Source organism: Bradyrhizobium sp. USDA3516 (assembly GCF_057651995.1).
Genome location: NZ_JBYGYN010000016.1, coordinates 53,640 through 70,082, shown reverse-complemented (window position 1 = coordinate 70,082; position 16,443 = coordinate 53,640). Strand labels below are relative to the sequence as shown.

Sequence of the window (16,443 nt, the reverse complement as noted above, 5' to 3'; positions counted from 1 at the left end):
CCGCGACATTGCCTGCGCGTCGCTCTACGACCTTGCCGTGCCCGGCTCGGCCATCTTGCGGTGCTGCTTGGCCAACATCTCGTTCGGCGTGACGTTCGCGACCGTGGTCTGGATCTTGTTCTTCAGCCCGGTGACGATATCGGCCTCCCCGCGCATCATCGCATCGAAACCGGCCTTGGCGACATCGTAGGCGCCGTCCTTTTTCTCGGTGCCGACCTTGGTGTCCATCATGTCGGCGCGGCGGAAGAACTCGGTTTCGGTGGCGCCCGGCATCAGGCATGTCACCGTGACGCCGCTGTCGCGCAATTCCTCGCGCAACGCGAAGGAGAATGAATCGAGGAACGCCTTGCTGGCGTTATAGGCGGCCTGGAAACTGCCGGGCATGAAGCCGGCGATCGAGCCGGTGATCAGGATGCGACCGGCCTTGCGGCGGAGCATCTCGTTGCCGACCCGGTGGATCAGATACAGCGTGCCGGTGATGTTGGTGTCGATGAGGTGTTTCACCCTGGCGAAGTCCTGGTCGAGGAAAGCCTTGCCGAGGCCGATTCCGGCATTGGCCAGCAACGCATCCACCGGCCGGTCACTGATGGCGTCGCAGAGCTTGTCGACGCCCTCGGTGGTCGCGAGATCGGCCTCGACCGGCTCCACGCTGCCGCCGAGCCGGCGCAGATCGACGGCAACCCGTTCGATTTGAGGTTCATCCGCGGCGATGACGAGGTTGAACCCGGCCTGGGCGCAGCAGCGCGCGAGTTCCAGGCCGATGCCGGTGGAGGCGCCGGTGACGACGGCGAGCTGATTGGCGGGCATGTCATAGGTCCTTGACAGGAGGATGATGACGCCCAATCGCGCCGCCACCATCTCGTTCCTATCGGGTGCGCTCGCGAAGAAATGCACGTCGATTAGCAACCATCGTTCATTCCTGGACTTAAGTGCCAACTGGTTCAGCCGAGAGGACGGAAGATGAAGGCGCTGGTTTGGCACGGCAAGGAAGATATTCGCTGCGACACGGTCACCGACCCCGAGATCCAGGACCCGCGCGACGCCATCATCAAGGTCACGAGCTGCGCCATCTGCGGCTCAGACCTGCACCTTTTTCACAGTTTCATTCCGGGCATGTTGCCCGGCGACATCATGGGCCACGAGACCATGGGCGAAGTGGTCGAGGTCGGCTCGGGCGTCAACGGCAAGCTGAAGAAAGGCGACCGCATCGTCGTGCCCTTCACTATCATTTGCGGTGAATGCGACCAGTGCAAGCGCGGCAATTTCTCGGTGTGCGAGACCACCAACCGCAAGCGCCATCTGGCCGACAAGGTATTCGGACACACCACCGCCGGCCTGTTCGGCTACACGCATCTGACCGGCGGCTATCCCGGCGGCCAGGCCGAATATCTGCGCGTGCCCTTTGCCGACGCCACCCACATCAAGGTGCCCCCGGGCATTCCCGACGAGCAATTGCTGTTCCTCAGCGACATCTTCCCAACCGGCTGGCAAGCGGCGGTGCAATGCGACATCGAGCCGACCGACACGGTCGCGATCTGGGGCTGCGGCCCGGTCGGACAGATGGCGATCCGCAGCGCCATCCTGCTTGGCGCCAACCAGGTCATCGCGATCGACTGCCTGCCGGAGCGGCTCAGCATGGCCGAGGCCGGCGGCGCCACCACGATCAACTTCGAGACCGAGAGCGTGGTGGAGCGGCTCCAGGAATTGACCGACGGCAAGGGCCCGGAAAAATGCATCGATTGCGTCGGCATGGAGGCGCATGTGATGCCGTCTCAGCCCGACACCCTGCTCGACCGTGCCAAGCAGATGGTGATGGCCGAGAGCGACCGGCCCCACGTGCTGCGCGAGATGATCTATGTCTGCCGTCCCGGCGGCATCATCTCGGTGCCGGGCGTGTACAGCGGCCTGTCCGACATGCTCCCGATGGGCGCCTTCATGAACAAGGGCCTGACGATGCGGACCGGCCAGACCCACGTCAACCGCTGGACCGACGATCTGCTCCGCCGCATCGAAGAAGGCGAGATCGATCCGTCCTTCGTCATCACCCACACCGTCCCGCTCACCCAGGGACCGGAGATGTACCAGGTGTTTCGCGACAAGCGCGATTCCTGCGTCAAGGTCGTGCTGAAGCCCTGAAGGAGCAAGCCATGTTTCATTTCTCCAACATCGTGCGCACCAAGGGCGACCCCAAGATCGTCGCGGGCGGACCGAGCCTGAAGCGGCCTGCGGACCAGCTCGCGCGCGCGCTCGGCTGGTTCAGCATCGGACTTGGCGTGGTCGAACTGTTCGCACCGAGGCGCGTCACGGAAACGCTGGGCATGGAAGGCCGCGAGACGATGGTGCGCGCCTTCGGCGTGCGCGAGATCATGTCCGGGATCATGTCGCTCTCGGTCGACAAGAACGCCGGCCTGTGGGCCCGCGTCGGCGGCGACGGCCTCGATGCCGCTGCGCTGCTGTCCGGGCTGACGGCGGACAATCCCAAGAAGGGCAATATCGCGCTGGCGCTGCTGATGGTCGGCGGCATCGCCGTGCTCGACTACCGCGCCGCCCAGGACACCAAGCCGCGACGCCCGCCGCGCGATGCACGGCGCAAGCTCTATCCGAACCGCAGCGGTTTCCCCAAGGGCATCGAGAGCATCCGGACTGCGGCAAGGCAGATCGCGACGCATGCCACGACACACGAAAAGACAAACGAGGTGAAGCAGGGTGATGAGCGCCGCGTCCCGTGATGAAACTGCGTGGTGGCAATCCGCCGTCATCTACGAGATCGCGCTGATCTCCTTTCAGGACTCGAACGGCGACGGCAAGGGCGACCTTGCCGGGCTGCTGTCGCGCATCGACTATCTGAAGTGGCTCGGCGTCGACGCGGTGTGGCTGACGCCGATCTACAGGAGCCCGTTCCGGGACCTCGGCTATGATATCTCCGACTATTGTTCGATCGATCCCGCCTTCGGCAGTCTCGAGCAGTTCGATCGACTGCTCGAAGCGCTGCATGCCGCGGGCATCCGGCTCATCCTCGACCTCGTCCCCAATCACACCGCGAACGATCATGCATGGTTCGTCGAGAGCGCGAGCTCGCGCAACAGCGCCAAGGCCGACTGGTACATCTGGGCCGATCCGGCCGAGAACGGCGGGCCGCCCAACAACTGGCTGAGCCGGTTCGGCGGCAGCGGCTGGGAATGGTGCGAGGCGCGTCGGCAATATTACTATCATTCTTTCCTGGTGGAGCAGCCCGACCTCAACTGGTGCAACCCGCAAGTGCGCGAGGCGATCGCCGATTCCATGCGGTTCTGGCTCGACCGCGGCGTCGACGGCTTTCGCGTCGACGCCAGCGCGGTCCTGATCAAGGACCGGCTGTTGCGCGACAATCCGCCGAACCCGAACGCGGAGGGCAAGCCGCCGCCGCAGCGGCAGACGCCGGTGTTCACCGACGACCGGCCCGAAACGATGGATTGCATCGAGTTCATTCGCGAGGTGATCGACGCCTATCCCGGGCGGATGCTGTGCGGCGAGGTCCAGGGCAAGACCGACCGCATCGGCCACTTCTACGGCAACGACCGGCCGCGCCTGCACTTGCCGCTCAATTTCGCCCTGCTCGATTCCAAATGGGACGCCCTCTCGCTGCAGGCGACGATCGACGCCTATCTCAACGCCATCCCTGACGATGGCTGGCCGGTCTGGGTCATCGGCGGCCACGACAAGCAGCGGATCGCGAGCAAGATCGGCGAGGCGCAGATGCGCGCGCTGGCGATGCTGCTGATGACGCTGCGGGGAACGCCGTTCTTCTTCATGGGCGACGAGATCGGCCGCAAGCGCGTGCCAATACCTGCCGACCGCGTCCGCGATCCCTTCGAGAAGCTCGTGCCCGGCTACGGTCTGTGCCGCGACCCCGAGCGTGCACCGATGCGCTGGGATGACAGCCCCGATGGCGACTTCACCACGGGCCACCCATGGCTGCCGCTGGAGCCACCCGATGGTGCGGCCAACATCGCCGCACAACAGCGCGACGAGCGCTCGATCCTCGCTCTGTTTCGCGCGCTAATGGCGCTGCGGCGCGAGCATCCCGGGCTGCGACGAGGCGGCTACGAGCCGCTGCGCTCGCAGAACGATGTCCTGGCCTTCAGACGGACGGAGGACCGTAACGAGATTTTGGTCGCGCTCAATATCGCGGCCGAACCGCGGAAATTCCACTGGCAAGGTCGCGGCCGTCTCTTGATATCGACGCATTTGGATCGGCCGCCCGAGCCGATGCCGGATGCGTCCATTCTGCTCCGGGGCAACGAAGGCGTGATCATCGCGCTCGAGCCTCGGTGATGTCTGGAGGAACCATCCGCGTCGCAAAGAGTCTGATCAACGCGTCCGGCGTCCCCCCCCCGCCGTCGGAAGCAATCTGCAAGACCGCAGCCCCGGCGCCCACGCCCCCTTTAGGCGCCGGGGTAGCGGCGTGAGGTCCTCGGCAAGACATATCGGAGGCAGCTCATGGGCAAGACCAAAGGCCTGCAGCGGCGGATCGCCGGCAAGACCAAGCAGGCCGTCGGCGAAATCATCGGCGACCAGGATCTGCACGATGACGGCAAGGCGCAAGCCGAGCGCGGGCGCGCCGAACAGGACAAGCCGAGCGAGCTCAATCCGCTGAAGAAGCTCAAGCAGCTGACGTGAACGCAGAGCCGCGACCAGCACTCGCGGGTGGGGCGCGGCGCACCACCGGCGAGCGGCGGCGTTCGCGCTGGATTGCCGCCGCCGCGCTCGGCCTGATCAGCAGCACTTTCTCGACCATCGTCAGTCAGCTCTTCGCCGCCCGCATCGGCCGCGATGCGGCTGTCGACTGGATGACGGTCGCCGCGATCCCTGCGCGCGACTGGGCGATCAGCTCCGAGCCGTCCTGGTGCGCGATCCTGGCCGGGATCGCCTTTCACCAATGGGCCGATTTTTCCTGGGCGTTGGCTTTCTTCGGTGTGCTCGGACGCTGGACGGCCGACTTGCGGCCGACGACGATTTTGCTGCTGGCGCTGCCCTGGGCCGTGTTCTCTTCAAGCATGGAATGGTTCGTGCTGGTGCCGCTGTTTCCATTCTGGCAGCCGCTGTTCACGCTGCAACAACCCTACTGGATCGGACTGCTGGTTCATGGATCGTCGGCCGTGATGTATCCCCTGTTCGCGCGCCTGCGCTGGAGGCGCGGGACTGCGCCCGATAGCGACGTGCGGTTCACCAGCATGTGGATCACCGGCGCGCTGGCCGTGATTGCGCTGCTTGGGGCGGTCGCGTTGTTCGGCGGTCATGGTTACGAGCTGCCGTGGATGGGCCGCGACAGGGATGAAGACCAAGCCTACATCCGTCACATGACCACCCATCATGCCCAGGGCATCGAGCTGGCGCGGACGGCTGCCGAGCGCGCGCAGGATCCACATCTGCGCAAGCTCGCGATGCTGATGGTCGCGAGCCAGACCGGAGAGAAGCGCATCTTCGAGAATTGGTGGCTGAGCTGGTTCGATACGGAGATGCCCGATTGCAGCACCGAAGAGCGTGCGGCGATGCCGGGCTTTCTGACGCAGGCCGAGATGCGCCAGGTCAAGACCGCGCCGCCGGACCAGTTCGATACCATGTTCGTCGAGGCGATGAGCAGGCATCACCGCGGTGCGGTCAGGATGGCGGACCAGATGTGGCACAGCCGAGGCGACCCGCGCCTGCGCATCATGGCGCACGCCATCCGCCACGAACAGCAGGGCGAGATCGCGCTGATGCATGGCACGCGCGGCCTCGCCGCCGTCACCACAGGCGTCCGCAACATGTTCGGCGACAACGTCAATTGAACGGAGCGTAGCCCCCTATTCCCGCCAGACCTCGGCCAGCTCTTCCGCTGTCACCAGGTCGACTTGGCCGTGGAAGCGGGTGCGGTACATCGTCATGAGCGCGTCGTGGCCGACATCGGACGAGCTGCACAGCGCGTCCTCGATGATGACGATCCTGAAGCCGAGATCGACGGCGCTCAGGACGGTCGAGAGCACGCAGACGTCCGTCTCCGCGCCCGATATCACGACCGTGCCGACGTTCTTCTCGACCAGCAGACTCGCAAGATCGGGATTGCTGAACGCGGAATAGGCCGGCTTGTCGATCACGGCCGCCGGCGGAACGAACCGTGCCAAGGCCGGCACGAGCTCCAGAGCCGATGACGGCAGATGCCTGCGCGTCGCCTGGCGCCAGCGGCGGAAATAGCTCTGCCATTGCCCCGGGCGATCCTCCGGATCCTGCGGGGTGATGAAGCGTGTGAAGATGGTTCTCTCCGCATGGCGCGAAACGACCGAGACGACGGTCGGCAGGACGCGCTCCATCCAGGGCGTCGCCCAAAGGCCGTCGGGGGCGAAAATGTTCTGCATGTCGATGCACAGGTGAACGGCGCCGCGGATCTCGGCAACATCGGACGTAGTGTCCCTCATCGTTCTCGCCCCCCGATCATGTGGCACTCGTTCATGACGCAGAGATCGGAGCCTCTCGCGCGTCCATCCAAAACCGCAAATGCCATCGCAGGTTCCTAGGCGCTCGGAGCCTTGCTGAGATGGCGTGGAAAGCGGCGCCCCAGTGCGGATCGAGGCAATCGCACGCCAAGGTGACGCTCGTCCGTCCGCGAGTGGATCGGCAAGGCACCAGCCGCGCGCGACATCGCAGCCGACCGCGCCGTGCACGCCGGCGCTGCGCGCGACAGCCTCAAGGCCGTCGACGTCGAGGACATGCCGATCGCCTATCCCGTCAACGCGCTGCGCGTACGCGTCCGTGTTGCAGGTGCAATTGCCGATCCGGATCTGCCCGCGGCGGCCTAGCAAAAAGCTTAGCGATTTCAATCGATTTATGGTGCGCTCGGAGGGACTCGAACCCCCACGGTGTTACCCACTGCCACCTCAAGGCAGCGCGTCTACCAGTTCCGCCACGAGCGCTAGGAGATGCCGGCCTGAGGTCGGAAGGCTGGCCGGATCAGCGGCCGCCGATCTAACAAATCCATCAGGGGGATACAAGCCTGCAAAGACCCTGAATTCCACAAGCTTGGCAGGAAATCCTCACCCGCCCGGATCGGCCCTATCGGGTGCTTGGGCACCACTCGCCCCCGGGACCCTACCGCGTCCCCGGCGAGCGCGGCAGCATCTGCTTGACCTCGACCGCGATTCGGTTGCGGTCGACCAGCACGACTCCCGAGGCGACCGGCAGATTATTGGCGAGCACCTTGACCTCGTCGGCCTCGGTTGCGTCCAGCTCGATGATGGCGCCGCGGGAAAGACGCAATACCTGATGGATCGGCATGGTGGTCGTCCCGAGGACGACCATGAGATCCACGGTGACTTTATCGAGTGTGGGCACTGTCAGGACCGCCGCAACTTGAGACTTCGGACTTGGGACTCTTCATTTGCTCCCGAGATGATCACCACGTTATGGTTAGCCAATGGTTAATTCGCCGCAAAACCCCAGCCGAAACCAGCGTCAAGAGCTCGATTTGACGTCGTTTTCCGCCGCAGGCGGCAAGCCCGTCGAATGGCGGATTTCGGACGCACCGGTGCCCTATCCGGAGGCCGTGGCCGCCATGGAGGCGCGCGTCGCGGCGATCGCCGCGGGCGAGGCCCCTGAACTGGTCTGGCTGCTGGAACATCCCCCGCTCTACACCTCCGGCACCTCGGGCAAGGATTCGGATCTGCTCGATGCCCGATTCCCGACGTTTGCGACGGGACGCGGCGGGCAGCTCACCTATCACGGGCCCGGCCAGCGCGTGGCCTACATCATGCTGGACCTCAAGCGCCGCCGGCCGGACGTCCGGGCCTATGTCGCGAGCCTGGAGGAGCTGATTCTGAAGACGCTCGCCGCCTTCAATGTCCGCGGCGAGCGACGCGAGGACCGAGTCGGCGTCTGGGTGAAGCGGCCCGACAAGGGGCCTGAGCACGAAGACAAGATCGCGGCGATCGGCGTCCGCCTGAAGCGCTGGGTCTCGTTTCACGGCATCGCCATCAATGTGGAGCCGGAGCTGTCGCATTTCGCCGGCATCGTGCCCTGCGGCGTGGTCGATCCCCGCTACGGCGTCACCTCGCTGGTCGATCTCGGCCAGCTCGTGACCATGGCCGATGTCGACATCGCGCTCAGGCTGGCGTTCGAAGAGCTGTTCGGACCGACCCGCGCGCTGCTGCCGGAAGCGGCCGTCTGATCTTTTTCTGTTTGAGCGGACCGCGGCCCGCTCTCCGACCGTCGCGGAATCAGCTACGCTCCATTCCGGTGCCGCCCACGCCTCCCCCCTCCGCCGGGAAAGCAGACCTCATGCCGGGCGAGTTGAGCATCGGCCGACTGTTCGAGCGCCAGGCATAAGGAGGGGTTGCGATCCATGCTCGCAATGGGAGGTTTTGATGAAACTGTCCGCACCCGTCTACCATCTGAAGCGCAAGGCCAGGCGCCTGTCTCGCGAGGCCGGCATTCCGCTCCACGACGCGCTTGACCGCGTCGCTGCGGCGGAAGGGTTTTCCGCCTGGAGCATGCTCGCGGCGAAAGCAGCCGCACTGACGCCGGCGAGCAAACTGTTCCCGCAATTGCGGCCGGGCGATTTGGTGCTGGTCGGGGCACGTCCCGGCCAGGGCAAGACGCTGATGAGCCTCGGACTGGCCGTCGAAGCATGAAGTCTGGCCATCGCGCGGCGTTCTTCTCGCTTGAATATACCGAGCGAGATGTGTTGGACCGCCTCCGTGCGATCGGCGCGGAGCCGGCGCAGTTCGACAAGCTGTTTGAGGTGGATTGCTCCGACGGGATCAGCGCCGATTACGTCGTCAAGCAAATGGCCGCGGCGCCGCGCGGCACCTTCGTCGTGATCGACTACCTGCAGCTGCTCGATCAGAGGCGGGAAAATCCCGACCTGACGGTGCAGGTGCGCGCGCTGAGGTCATTCGCGCGCGACAAGGGGCTGATCGTCATCTTCATCTCGCAGATCGATCGATCCTATGATCCTGCAGCCAAGCCCTGTCCTGATCTCAGCGATGTCAGATTGCCGAACCCGCTGGACCTGAAGCTGTTCGACAAGACGTGCTTCCTCGGCAATTCCGAGCTTCAGTTCCGCGCAGCAAGCTGACGATCGTTCGCAGCCTCCGCGGGTGAGATGGCTCACCCGCGGCCTCTCGCATCACGACGCCTGCAGCGACACTTCGAGCTTGCCGGCGATGTAGCGCCGTTCCTGGGTCAGGCCGCCGAAGCCGTAGGCGTCGCCCTTGACCTCGTCGACATGCAGGTAGGTCTCGGGATGCAGCGGTCCCAAAATCTCGGCCATGCGCTTGAACATGGCGGCGAGATAGGCTGCCTTCTCGTCCTTGGTGTTGGTGCCCTCGGTGACGTGGATGTCGATCCAGTAGCTTGCGAGTTTCTGCTCGGCGAGCGACTTGCCGCCGGCGAACCAGTCGCCTGCTTCGACCGACTTCACGATGATGGCGGTGACCTTGGGGTCCTTGTGCAGGATTTTTGCGGTGAGCTCGGACACCGCGCTCGCGATATCGGCCTTCAGCGAGGGGGATTGACGGGAGGTGGTGTAGGACACGGTGATCAGGGGCATTGTCGTTCTCCTCGATATGCCGCGCAATGCGTGCGGCGTCGGGAAGAAACTAGACCCGCCGCCGTCATTTTGGTATCTTATCTATCATGATACTAGTGATAATGATCTGTAATGACAGCTACACTCGACATCGCCACCGTCCAGGCATTCCTTCTGGTCGCCGACCTCCAGAGCTTCACCCGCGCCGCCGAAGCGCTCGGCACGACGCAGGCTGCGGTTAGCCTGAAGCTGCAGCGGCTGGAGACGTTGCTGGAAAAGCGCCTCGTCGAGCGTTCGCCGCGCGCAGTCCGCCTTACCGCCGATGGCGCCGCGTTCCTCGATCGCGCCCGCGCGCTGATGACGGCACACGATCTCGCGCTGTCGGGCGACGCGCCGGCCGCGCAATCGCTCTCGCTCGGCATCTCCGATCACGCCGCAGGCCCCGAATTGGTGCCGCTACTCGAACGGCTGCACGCCATGTCGTCCAACCTCACCCTCGCCGTGACCATCGGCTTCTCGCGCGAGATACAGGATGCCTACGACGCCGGCGAGCTCGATGCGGTGATCGTCCGCCAGGAAGGCAGCCGCCGCGGCGGCGAGAAACTGACTGAGGACGAGTTCGGCTGGTTCGCCGCACGCCGATTCACGCTGCCGAAAGGCGAGCCGTTGCCGCTCGCAACCCTCGCCCCGCCCTGCGGAGTGCGCGCCGTCGCCGTGCGCGCGCTCGACAAGGCCGGCCTCGCCTGGCGTGAGCGCTTCGTCGGTGGCGGCGTCACCGCGGTGGTGGCCGCAGCACTCGCCGGGCTTGCCATTGCGCCATTGGCACGGCGGATCGCGCCTCCCGGGCTGACCGACGTCGGCCCTGCGCACAAGCTGCCGAAGCTCGGCAGCTCGAAGGTGATGCTGCATTCGAAGGTCAGCGATCCCGCCAAGCTCGCGGCGCTGCGCGCGGTGGCGGCGGCGTTCCGCAGCCAAGTCGCCTAGTGTTTGCAGCGCCTCTCATCGCACGCCATCACATCACCTCACAATATCGCCTCGAACGCGCTGCGCAGCGTCTCGTGGCGGAACACGAAGCCGCGGCTCAGCGCCTTGTTCGGCAGCACGCGCTGACCGCCGAGCAGGAGCTCGTCGGCAAAGGCGCCGCCGATCCGGCGGAGCAGGCCGCCGGGAATGCGGAACATTGCGGGCCGGTGCAGGCGGCGGCCGAGCTCCTCGGTGAACTTTGCATTGGTGACGGGGATCGGCGCCGTGGCGTTGACGGGACCCGACAGATCAGGCGTCGCGATCAGGTAAGCGATCAGCCGGATCAGATCGTCGCGTTCGATCCAGGACATCCATTGCCGCCCGCTGCCGAGCGGTCCGCCGAGGCCGAACTCGAACGGCGTCAGCATGCGCGTGACGAAGCCGCCTTCGGTGCCGAGCACGAGGCCGATGCGCAAATACACCACGCGCACGCCGAGCTCCTCCGCCGGCTGCGCCGCAGTCTCCCAGGCCGCGCACAGCTCGTGGCTGAAGCAAGCGTGAGATTTGGCCGATTCCGTCAGCACCTGGTCGGCCCACAACCCGTACCAGCCGATCGCCGAGCCGCTGATCAGTACCTCGGGCTTGCGCGCGAGTCGCGCGATCAGTTTGACGACCTCGCCGGTCATGTCGATGCGCGAGCCGATGATCTTCGCGCACTTCGCGTTGGTCCACAGGCCGTTGCCGATCGGCTCACCGGCGAGGTTGACGATGGCGTCGATCTGCGTGTCCGAGGGGAGCTGATCAAGTCTGGCGATCAGGGTCACCGGCGGCGGCAGCATCTCGGCTTTCGCGGGATTGCGGATCAGCGCGATGACGTGGTGCCCTGTCCCGCTGAGGCTTGCCGCAAGACGGCTGCCGATAAAGCCGGTGGCGCCGGTGATGAGCACGGTCTTGCGGCCGGGCAGCTTTTCGACGAGCCCGGCTGCGGAAACGCTTCGCATGCGGCCGAGCCGGCGCATCGCCGCAAAGTCCCTGAGGCCGCACAGTGCCGCGCCGACTGCGCAGGCGGTCGCGGCGATGCTCAGCAGACCCTGATAGAGGACGATCACGCCGACGGGCTGCATCGCCCAGGCGATCAGGACGGGCATCAACAACACCAGGATGGCGCCGTAATTGATCGCGAGCAGCGTGTGATTGATTCGCTCGCTCGGCGGCAGCTTGCGGCTCAGATCCTCCTCGACGAAATCCATCAAGGTGATGACGATCTCCGCGACCAGCACCGCGACGATCAACAGCGCCAGCACGCCGTGAACCTCGAGCCAGCCGAGCACCAGGAACAGCAGCGCATAGAGCATGTTGCGGACGCCGTGCAGCTTCAGCTCGAAGCGCTGTGACGGCCGCCAGGCCAGGCGCTCGGTGAATTCGTGGTGATAGAAGGTGTCGAACACACCCATCACGATCTGGATGGCGATGAGTGTCCACAACAGCGGCGTCATGATACGGCCTCCCTGAACAGGACGGACTGATGGATCAGCGCACCGTGACGCGGGTGCGTGACATCGAGGGTGAAGCGGAAAGCGCCCTCGCCGAGATCCCGATGCGTAACGATCAGCTCGCCCGGCGTCAGCCAGCGCGGCAGCGGAAGCCACAAGCGTCCGAGCTGGAGGCCGTAGCCGGCGCTGCGAAAGATCAACACCTGATCCTCGACCGCGATGCGCAGCGCCATCGAGACGCCGAAGCCGACATATTCCTCGAGCCCGGTCGGTCCGGCAAAACGCTTGGCGGAATGGATCACCTGCGGAAAGCCACGCTTGCGCGCGCAGATGCGCGTCCAGGTCTGGCCGCCGGTCGCACCGTCCTCGGTGACCGTGACGATCATGGGGACACCGATATCGCGGCCGGTCGGCAATGGTCCGCCGATCAGGCGCGCGGCCTGCGCAAACCACCAGCCCAAATCGCTGAAGGCGAGCTCGTCGACCACGCCGACATAGACGATACTGTCACCATCGGCGACGCGTTTCGAGAAGCGGCGCCAGGTCGCGAGCGGCAGGCGGCCCCAATCCTCGTCCGACAGCAGCGTCCGGAAACGCCGGTCGTCGAGCAGTCTTACGTGAGCGGAGGCCGATGCGTTGGAGCCCGATAGTCTTGCCGACGTCATCGCATCCTCCTCGACACTATTTGACCTTGCCGATCGGCAACAGGTTGGCGATCTTTTCACCAAGCCGCATCAACGCGACGAGCCGCGGCCGCGGCACTTTCAGCATCTGCATGAACCAGTGATCGGCGAGCTCGGTGAAGGCCAGCATCTCCTTCAGCCGCTTGGCTGCGACCGGACTGATGCTCGGATCGTCCGTGGCATCGGACACGCAGGCGCGGAGCGCCGCGATGGCCGGGTCGATCTCCCGCTCCTTGCGCCGCGCCGCGATCCTCGCGGCGATCTCCCAGATGTCGGTCTCGGCCTCGTAATGGTCGCGGCGGTCGCCCAGGATCGGCACCCGCCGGATCAGGTTCCAGGCGAGCAACTCCTTCAGCGAGTTGGAGACGTTGGACCGTGCCATGCCGAGCGTGTCGGCGATGTCCTCGGCCGTCATCGGCGCCTCGGCGAGATAAAGCAGCCCATGAATCTGGCTTACCGAGCGGTTCACTCCCCACTCGTCGCCCATGTCGCCCCAGTGCAGAATGAAGCGCTCGACGGCTCCGGGGAGTTTCTTTTTTTCGGTCATTTCTGTCATAACAGAAATCTCTGACGAATTCGCCTTCTTGTCAAGAGATGGCTTGCATGCGGCCCGTCAGTCCTGCCTAGAAATGTTCCACAAGGCGGGAACCATCCGGCGATTGCCGCGTTTGTTCCCGTCGAGGCGGGGTCCGGGAATGGCCGAAAAGTTCAGTCAACAGAGAGACCTGTTCGAGAGCGAGCGCAGTTTCCGGCTGTTGGTTGAGGGGGTTGCCGACTACGCCCTCTACATGCTCGACCCCAACGGGATGATCACCAGTTGGAACATCGGCGGCGAGCGCATCAAGGGTTACTCCCCTGAGGAGATCCTCGGCCAGCATTTTTCCCGTTTCTACACCGAGACGGACCGCGCCAACGGCAAGCCGGCGCGGGCGCTCGGCATCGCGCGGGAAAAAGGCCGATACGAGGAGGAAGGCTGGCGCGTCCGAAAGGACGGCACGTTCTTCTGGGCGAGCGTCGTGATCGACCCGATCTACGAGGACGGCAGGCTGATCGGGTTCGCCAAGATCACGCGCGACATCACAGAGCGCCGCAATGCGCAGCTCAAGCTCGAGGCGATGCACAAGCAGCTGGCCGAGTCGCAGAAATTCGATGCGCTCGGGCAGCTCACCGGCGGCGTCGCCCACGACTTCAACAATCTTCTGATGATCATCAGCGGCAGCCTTCACATCCTGAAGAGGAGCGCCGCCGACGACCCCAAGCTCGAGCGCGCCATTTCGGCGATCGACACCGCGACCAAGCGCGGCGCGGCGCTGACCAACCAGCTTCTCACCTTCGCGCGGCGGCAGAGCGTCAATCCGCAGGCGATCGATTTTACCGAACGCGTCGCGGCGATCCGCGAGGTGCTCGACGCGGGCGTCGGCAGCTCCGTGCGCCTCGCCTTCGACATCCACTCCGACACCTGGCCGATCAAGGCCGACGTCTCCGAGCTCGAGACCGCGCTGCTCAATCTCGTCATCAATGCCCGCGACGCGATGCCGGACGGCGGCACGGTGACGATTGGGGCGCGCAATGTCGTGCTGAACGAGGCGCCCCTTGTCGGCGAATTCGTCGCAGTCGACGTACGCGATACCGGGCTCGGAATTCCGTCCGACGTTCTCGACAAGATCTTCGAGCCGTTCTTCACGACCAAGCCGATCGGAAAAGGGACGGGCCTCGGCCTTTCGCAGGTCCACGGCTTCGCCCACCAGGCCGGCGGCACGGTGAAGGTCGCAAGCGAGCTCGGCAAGGGCACGACATTCACCATCGTCCTGCCGCGCGGCAAAGATGTGCCGTCGCAGGAGACGCCGGGAACGCCGTTCCGCGGCAGCGGCACGGTGCTGCTGGTCGAGGACAATCCCGACGTCGCGCTGGTCAGCATCGGTCTTCTCGAGCAGCTCGGCTACCAGGTGCGCCGTGTCGCCGATGCCGAAGCGGCATTGCGCGAGATCGAGAGCGACGGCGTCGACTTCGTGTTCTCGGACATCGTCATGCCCGGCAAGATGGACGGCCTCAGCCTCGCCCATCGCCTCCGCCAGATCCGTCCCGGGCTGCCGATCCTGCTCGCCACCGGCTACAGCGAGGTCGCCGCCGGCGTGCGCGGCGATTTCCCGATCCTGCGCAAGCCCTACGAGATCCACGAGCTGAGCGAGGCGATCGCGAAACTGCCGAGGTGAGTGCTTCTTCTTCACCTCTCTCCTCTTTGCGGGAGAGGTCGAATTCGATCGCAGATCGAATTCGGGTGAGGGGGTACAGGTCCTTCGACCACCGCTCGTGTTGAGAGAGGCCCCTCACCCCAACCCTCTCCGTAAGAACGGGGCGAGGGAGCGCACTGCTGGCTCGGCGAAGAGCTTGGCTCTCACACCGTCGGCAGCACCGAAAAGGCTTCCCCTGCCCTGCGCATATTCAGCTCATCCACGCTTGCCGTCTCGCTGGTGACACTGTCGACACGCGAGGACGGCGGGCCGTGGCGGCACAGCGCGACCATGTCGGCGACGTGCGTCGGCACGCCAGCAAACAGCGCTTCCACGCCGCCATCGCGGCGGTTGCGGACCCAGCCTTCGAGGCCATACGCGGTGGCCTGCGACTCCACCCAGGCTCGATAACCGACGCCCTGCACGCGGCCGCGGATCATGACCTGGAGAATCGCCCGGCTCATGTCTTCGATCCGAGCAAATCGGCGCTGCGCGCCTTGACGGCGGCCTCGCGCGTAACGCGGGCCATCAGCTCCGATGATGCCAGGCCCTTGAGGCTTTTCGGCGCCATTCCCTCGCGCAACGCCTTCTGCGTTTCGTAGACGGCTTGCGTCGCGGCGGCGATCGGCGCATGGCCCTGCAGCGCGATGCGCACGCGCTGACCCCCGAGATAGTCGAGCCCGCTCAATTCCTCCGACGCGCCGCCGAGCACGATCGGCAGGCGCGTGGCGGAGACGATGGCCTCGAGCTCGGCGCGCGACTTGATGCCGGTGAAAAACAGCGCGTCGACGCCGGCAGCCTCGTAAGCCTGGGCGCGGCGCACCGCATCCTCGATCGAGGTGATCGCGGCTGCGCCCGTGCGGCCCATGATCACCAGCGAGGGATCGCTGCGGCCGCCGAGCGCCGCCTTCATCTTGCCGACGCCTTCCTCCAGCGAGATCAGTTGCGCCTTCGTCTCACCGAATGCGGCCGGCAGCAACGTATCCTCAATGGTCAGGCCGGCCGCGCCCGCCGTCTCCAGTTCCTGCACCGTGCGGCGCACGTTCAGTGCATTGCCATAGCCGTGATCGGCGTCGACGAGCACCGGCAGCGCCGAGGCCCGCGACATCCGCCGCATCTGCTCGGCAAGCTCGGTGAGCGTGATCAGCGTGACATCGGGATCGCCGAGCACGGCGAGCGAGGCCACCGATCCGCCGAACATGCCGAGCGGAAAGCCGAGATCCTCGGCAATGCGGATCGAGATCGCATCATAGACCGAGCCGGGATGGACGCACGTCCCGCCCGACAGGATCGATCGCAGTTTCTCGCGGCGGGAACGAAAGGCCATGGTTGCCTCCCAATTGTTGCGACGCAGCCGCAACATACTCCGTCATTGCGAGCGACGGAAATATGGCACTCTGGTGCCCCGGACGCAGCGCAGCGCCCTTCGGCGATGCGCTGCAGAGCCGGGGCCCATGCTGCTGAGTGATGCATCGATGATCTGGGTCCCGGCTCTGCGAAGCAACGCTAAGGCGTTGCATCGCGTCCGGGAC

At 65.3% G+C, this 16,443-nt stretch carries 18 protein-coding genes, 1 tRNA gene and 1 pseudogene; 10 read left to right on the top strand and 10 right to left on the bottom strand.

What is annotated here, in order from left to right; translation table 11 throughout:
• Positions 1 to 24 precede the first annotated feature (24 nt).
• The gene (locus tag AC24YW_RS35100; protein WP_487486987.1) at positions 25 to 807 is read right to left on the bottom strand and encodes an SDR family NAD(P)-dependent oxidoreductase; all 783 of its coding nucleotides are present in this window, start codon (positions 805 to 807) and stop codon (positions 25 to 27) included.
• Between the two features lie 153 nt (positions 808 to 960).
• Between AC24YW_RS35100 and AC24YW_RS35095 the strand changes: the two genes are divergently transcribed.
• From AC24YW_RS35095 to AC24YW_RS35075, 5 genes are all read left to right on the top strand, one after another.
• Positions 961 to 2,136, top strand: a complete 1,176-nt coding sequence (locus tag AC24YW_RS35095; protein WP_487486986.1) for a zinc-dependent alcohol dehydrogenase — start codon at positions 961 to 963, stop codon at positions 2,134 to 2,136.
• A gap of 11 nt (positions 2,137 to 2,147) precedes the next feature.
• A complete protein-coding gene (locus tag AC24YW_RS35090; RefSeq protein ID WP_487486985.1) occupies positions 2,148 to 2,729 on the top strand; it encodes a hypothetical protein in 582 nt (193 codons plus the stop codon).
• Positions 2,710 to 4,314, top strand: coding sequence for an alpha-amylase family glycosyl hydrolase (locus AC24YW_RS35085; RefSeq protein ID WP_487486984.1), 1,605 nt, complete (start codon positions 2,710 to 2,712; stop codon positions 4,312 to 4,314). The genes AC24YW_RS35090 and AC24YW_RS35085 overlap by 20 nt, the downstream gene beginning before the upstream one ends.
• Positions 4,315 to 4,479: 165 nt before the next feature.
• Entirely contained in the window at positions 4,480 to 4,659 is a 180-nt protein-coding gene (locus AC24YW_RS35080; protein WP_487486983.1) for a CsbD family protein, read from the top strand.
• A complete protein-coding gene (locus tag AC24YW_RS35075) occupies positions 4,656 to 5,810 on the top strand; it encodes a DUF305 domain-containing protein (protein WP_487486982.1) in 1,155 nt (384 codons plus the stop codon). The genes AC24YW_RS35080 and AC24YW_RS35075 overlap by 4 nt, the downstream gene beginning before the upstream one ends.
• A 15-nt stretch (positions 5,811 to 5,825) precedes the next feature.
• On the opposite strand, the gene AC24YW_RS35070 is transcribed toward AC24YW_RS35075, so the two are convergent.
• Complete coding sequence (locus AC24YW_RS35070) at positions 5,826 to 6,434, bottom strand: cysteine hydrolase family protein (protein ID WP_487486981.1); 609 nt, start codon at positions 6,432 to 6,434, stop codon at positions 5,826 to 5,828.
• A gap of 240 nt (positions 6,435 to 6,674) precedes the next feature.
• On the opposite strand from AC24YW_RS35070, the gene AC24YW_RS35065 reads away from it, so the two are divergent.
• On the top strand, positions 6,675 to 6,815 hold the full coding sequence (locus AC24YW_RS35065; RefSeq protein WP_487486980.1) for a hypothetical protein: 141 nt from the start codon (positions 6,675 to 6,677) through the stop codon (positions 6,813 to 6,815).
• A gap of 29 nt (positions 6,816 to 6,844) precedes the next feature.
• Here the strand turns inward: AC24YW_RS35065 and AC24YW_RS35060 are convergent.
• Positions 6,845 to 6,929 (bottom strand) — tRNA-Leu (locus AC24YW_RS35060).
• A 175-nt stretch (positions 6,930 to 7,104) separates the two neighbouring features.
• Positions 7,105 to 7,347 carry a FliM/FliN family flagellar motor switch protein gene (locus tag AC24YW_RS35055; protein ID WP_018647371.1) on the bottom strand — a complete coding sequence of 81 codons (243 nt, stop codon included), beginning with the start codon at positions 7,345 to 7,347 and terminating at the stop codon, positions 7,105 to 7,107.
• A gap of 82 nt (positions 7,348 to 7,429) precedes the next feature.
• Between AC24YW_RS35055 and lipB the strand changes: the two genes are divergently transcribed.
• Both lipB and AC24YW_RS35045 read left to right on the top strand, forming a co-directional pair.
• Complete coding sequence (gene lipB / locus AC24YW_RS35050) at positions 7,430 to 8,179, top strand: lipoyl(octanoyl) transferase LipB (RefSeq protein ID WP_487486979.1); 750 nt, start codon at positions 7,430 to 7,432, stop codon at positions 8,177 to 8,179.
• A gap of 196 nt (positions 8,180 to 8,375) precedes the next feature.
• Positions 8,376 to 9,088 (top strand): annotated as a pseudogene (locus tag AC24YW_RS35045) (DNA helicase).
• Between the two features lie 51 nt (positions 9,089 to 9,139).
• Here the strand turns inward: AC24YW_RS35045 and AC24YW_RS35040 are convergent.
• A complete protein-coding gene (locus AC24YW_RS35040; protein ID WP_487486978.1) occupies positions 9,140 to 9,562 on the bottom strand; it encodes a tautomerase family protein in 423 nt (140 codons plus the stop codon).
• A 111-nt stretch (positions 9,563 to 9,673) separates the two neighbouring features.
• On the opposite strand from AC24YW_RS35040, the gene AC24YW_RS35035 reads away from it, so the two are divergent.
• Positions 9,674 to 10,525, top strand: coding sequence for a LysR family transcriptional regulator (locus AC24YW_RS35035; RefSeq protein ID WP_487486977.1), 852 nt, complete (start codon positions 9,674 to 9,676; stop codon positions 10,523 to 10,525).
• A gap of 38 nt (positions 10,526 to 10,563) precedes the next feature.
• Here AC24YW_RS35035 and AC24YW_RS35030 read toward each other — a convergent pair whose 3' ends face one another.
• The 3 genes from AC24YW_RS35030 to AC24YW_RS35020 are packed head-to-tail and all read right to left on the bottom strand — an operon-like array spanning position 10,564 to position 13,236.
• Positions 10,564 to 12,000, bottom strand: a complete 1,437-nt coding sequence (locus AC24YW_RS35030) for a TIGR01777 family oxidoreductase (RefSeq protein ID WP_487486976.1) — start codon at positions 11,998 to 12,000, stop codon at positions 10,564 to 10,566.
• On the bottom strand, positions 11,997 to 12,662 hold the full coding sequence (locus tag AC24YW_RS35025; protein ID WP_487486975.1) for a DUF4166 domain-containing protein: 666 nt from the start codon (positions 12,660 to 12,662) through the stop codon (positions 11,997 to 11,999). The genes AC24YW_RS35030 and AC24YW_RS35025 overlap by 4 nt, the downstream gene beginning before the upstream one ends.
• A gap of 16 nt (positions 12,663 to 12,678) precedes the next feature.
• A complete protein-coding gene (locus AC24YW_RS35020) occupies positions 12,679 to 13,236 on the bottom strand; it encodes a GbsR/MarR family transcriptional regulator (protein WP_487486974.1) in 558 nt (185 codons plus the stop codon).
• Positions 13,237 to 13,375: 139 nt separating this feature from the next.
• Here AC24YW_RS35020 and AC24YW_RS35015 point away from each other — a divergent pair, with 139 nt between their 5' ends.
• Positions 13,376 to 14,893 carry an ATP-binding protein gene (locus AC24YW_RS35015; RefSeq protein ID WP_487486973.1) on the top strand — a complete coding sequence of 506 codons (1,518 nt, stop codon included), beginning with the start codon at positions 13,376 to 13,378 and terminating at the stop codon, positions 14,891 to 14,893.
• A gap of 182 nt (positions 14,894 to 15,075) precedes the next feature.
• Here the strand turns inward: AC24YW_RS35015 and AC24YW_RS35010 are convergent, their stop codons facing one another.
• The gene (locus AC24YW_RS35010; RefSeq protein WP_487486972.1) at positions 15,076 to 15,375 is read right to left on the bottom strand and encodes an acylphosphatase; all 300 of its coding nucleotides are present in this window, start codon (positions 15,373 to 15,375) and stop codon (positions 15,076 to 15,078) included.
• Positions 15,372 to 16,238 carry an isocitrate lyase/PEP mutase family protein gene (locus AC24YW_RS35005; protein ID WP_487486971.1) on the bottom strand — a complete coding sequence of 289 codons (867 nt, stop codon included), beginning with the start codon at positions 16,236 to 16,238 and terminating at the stop codon, positions 15,372 to 15,374. Before AC24YW_RS35005 ends, AC24YW_RS35010 begins: the two co-directional genes overlap by 4 nt.
• Between the last annotated feature and the right edge of the window lie 205 nt (positions 16,239 to 16,443).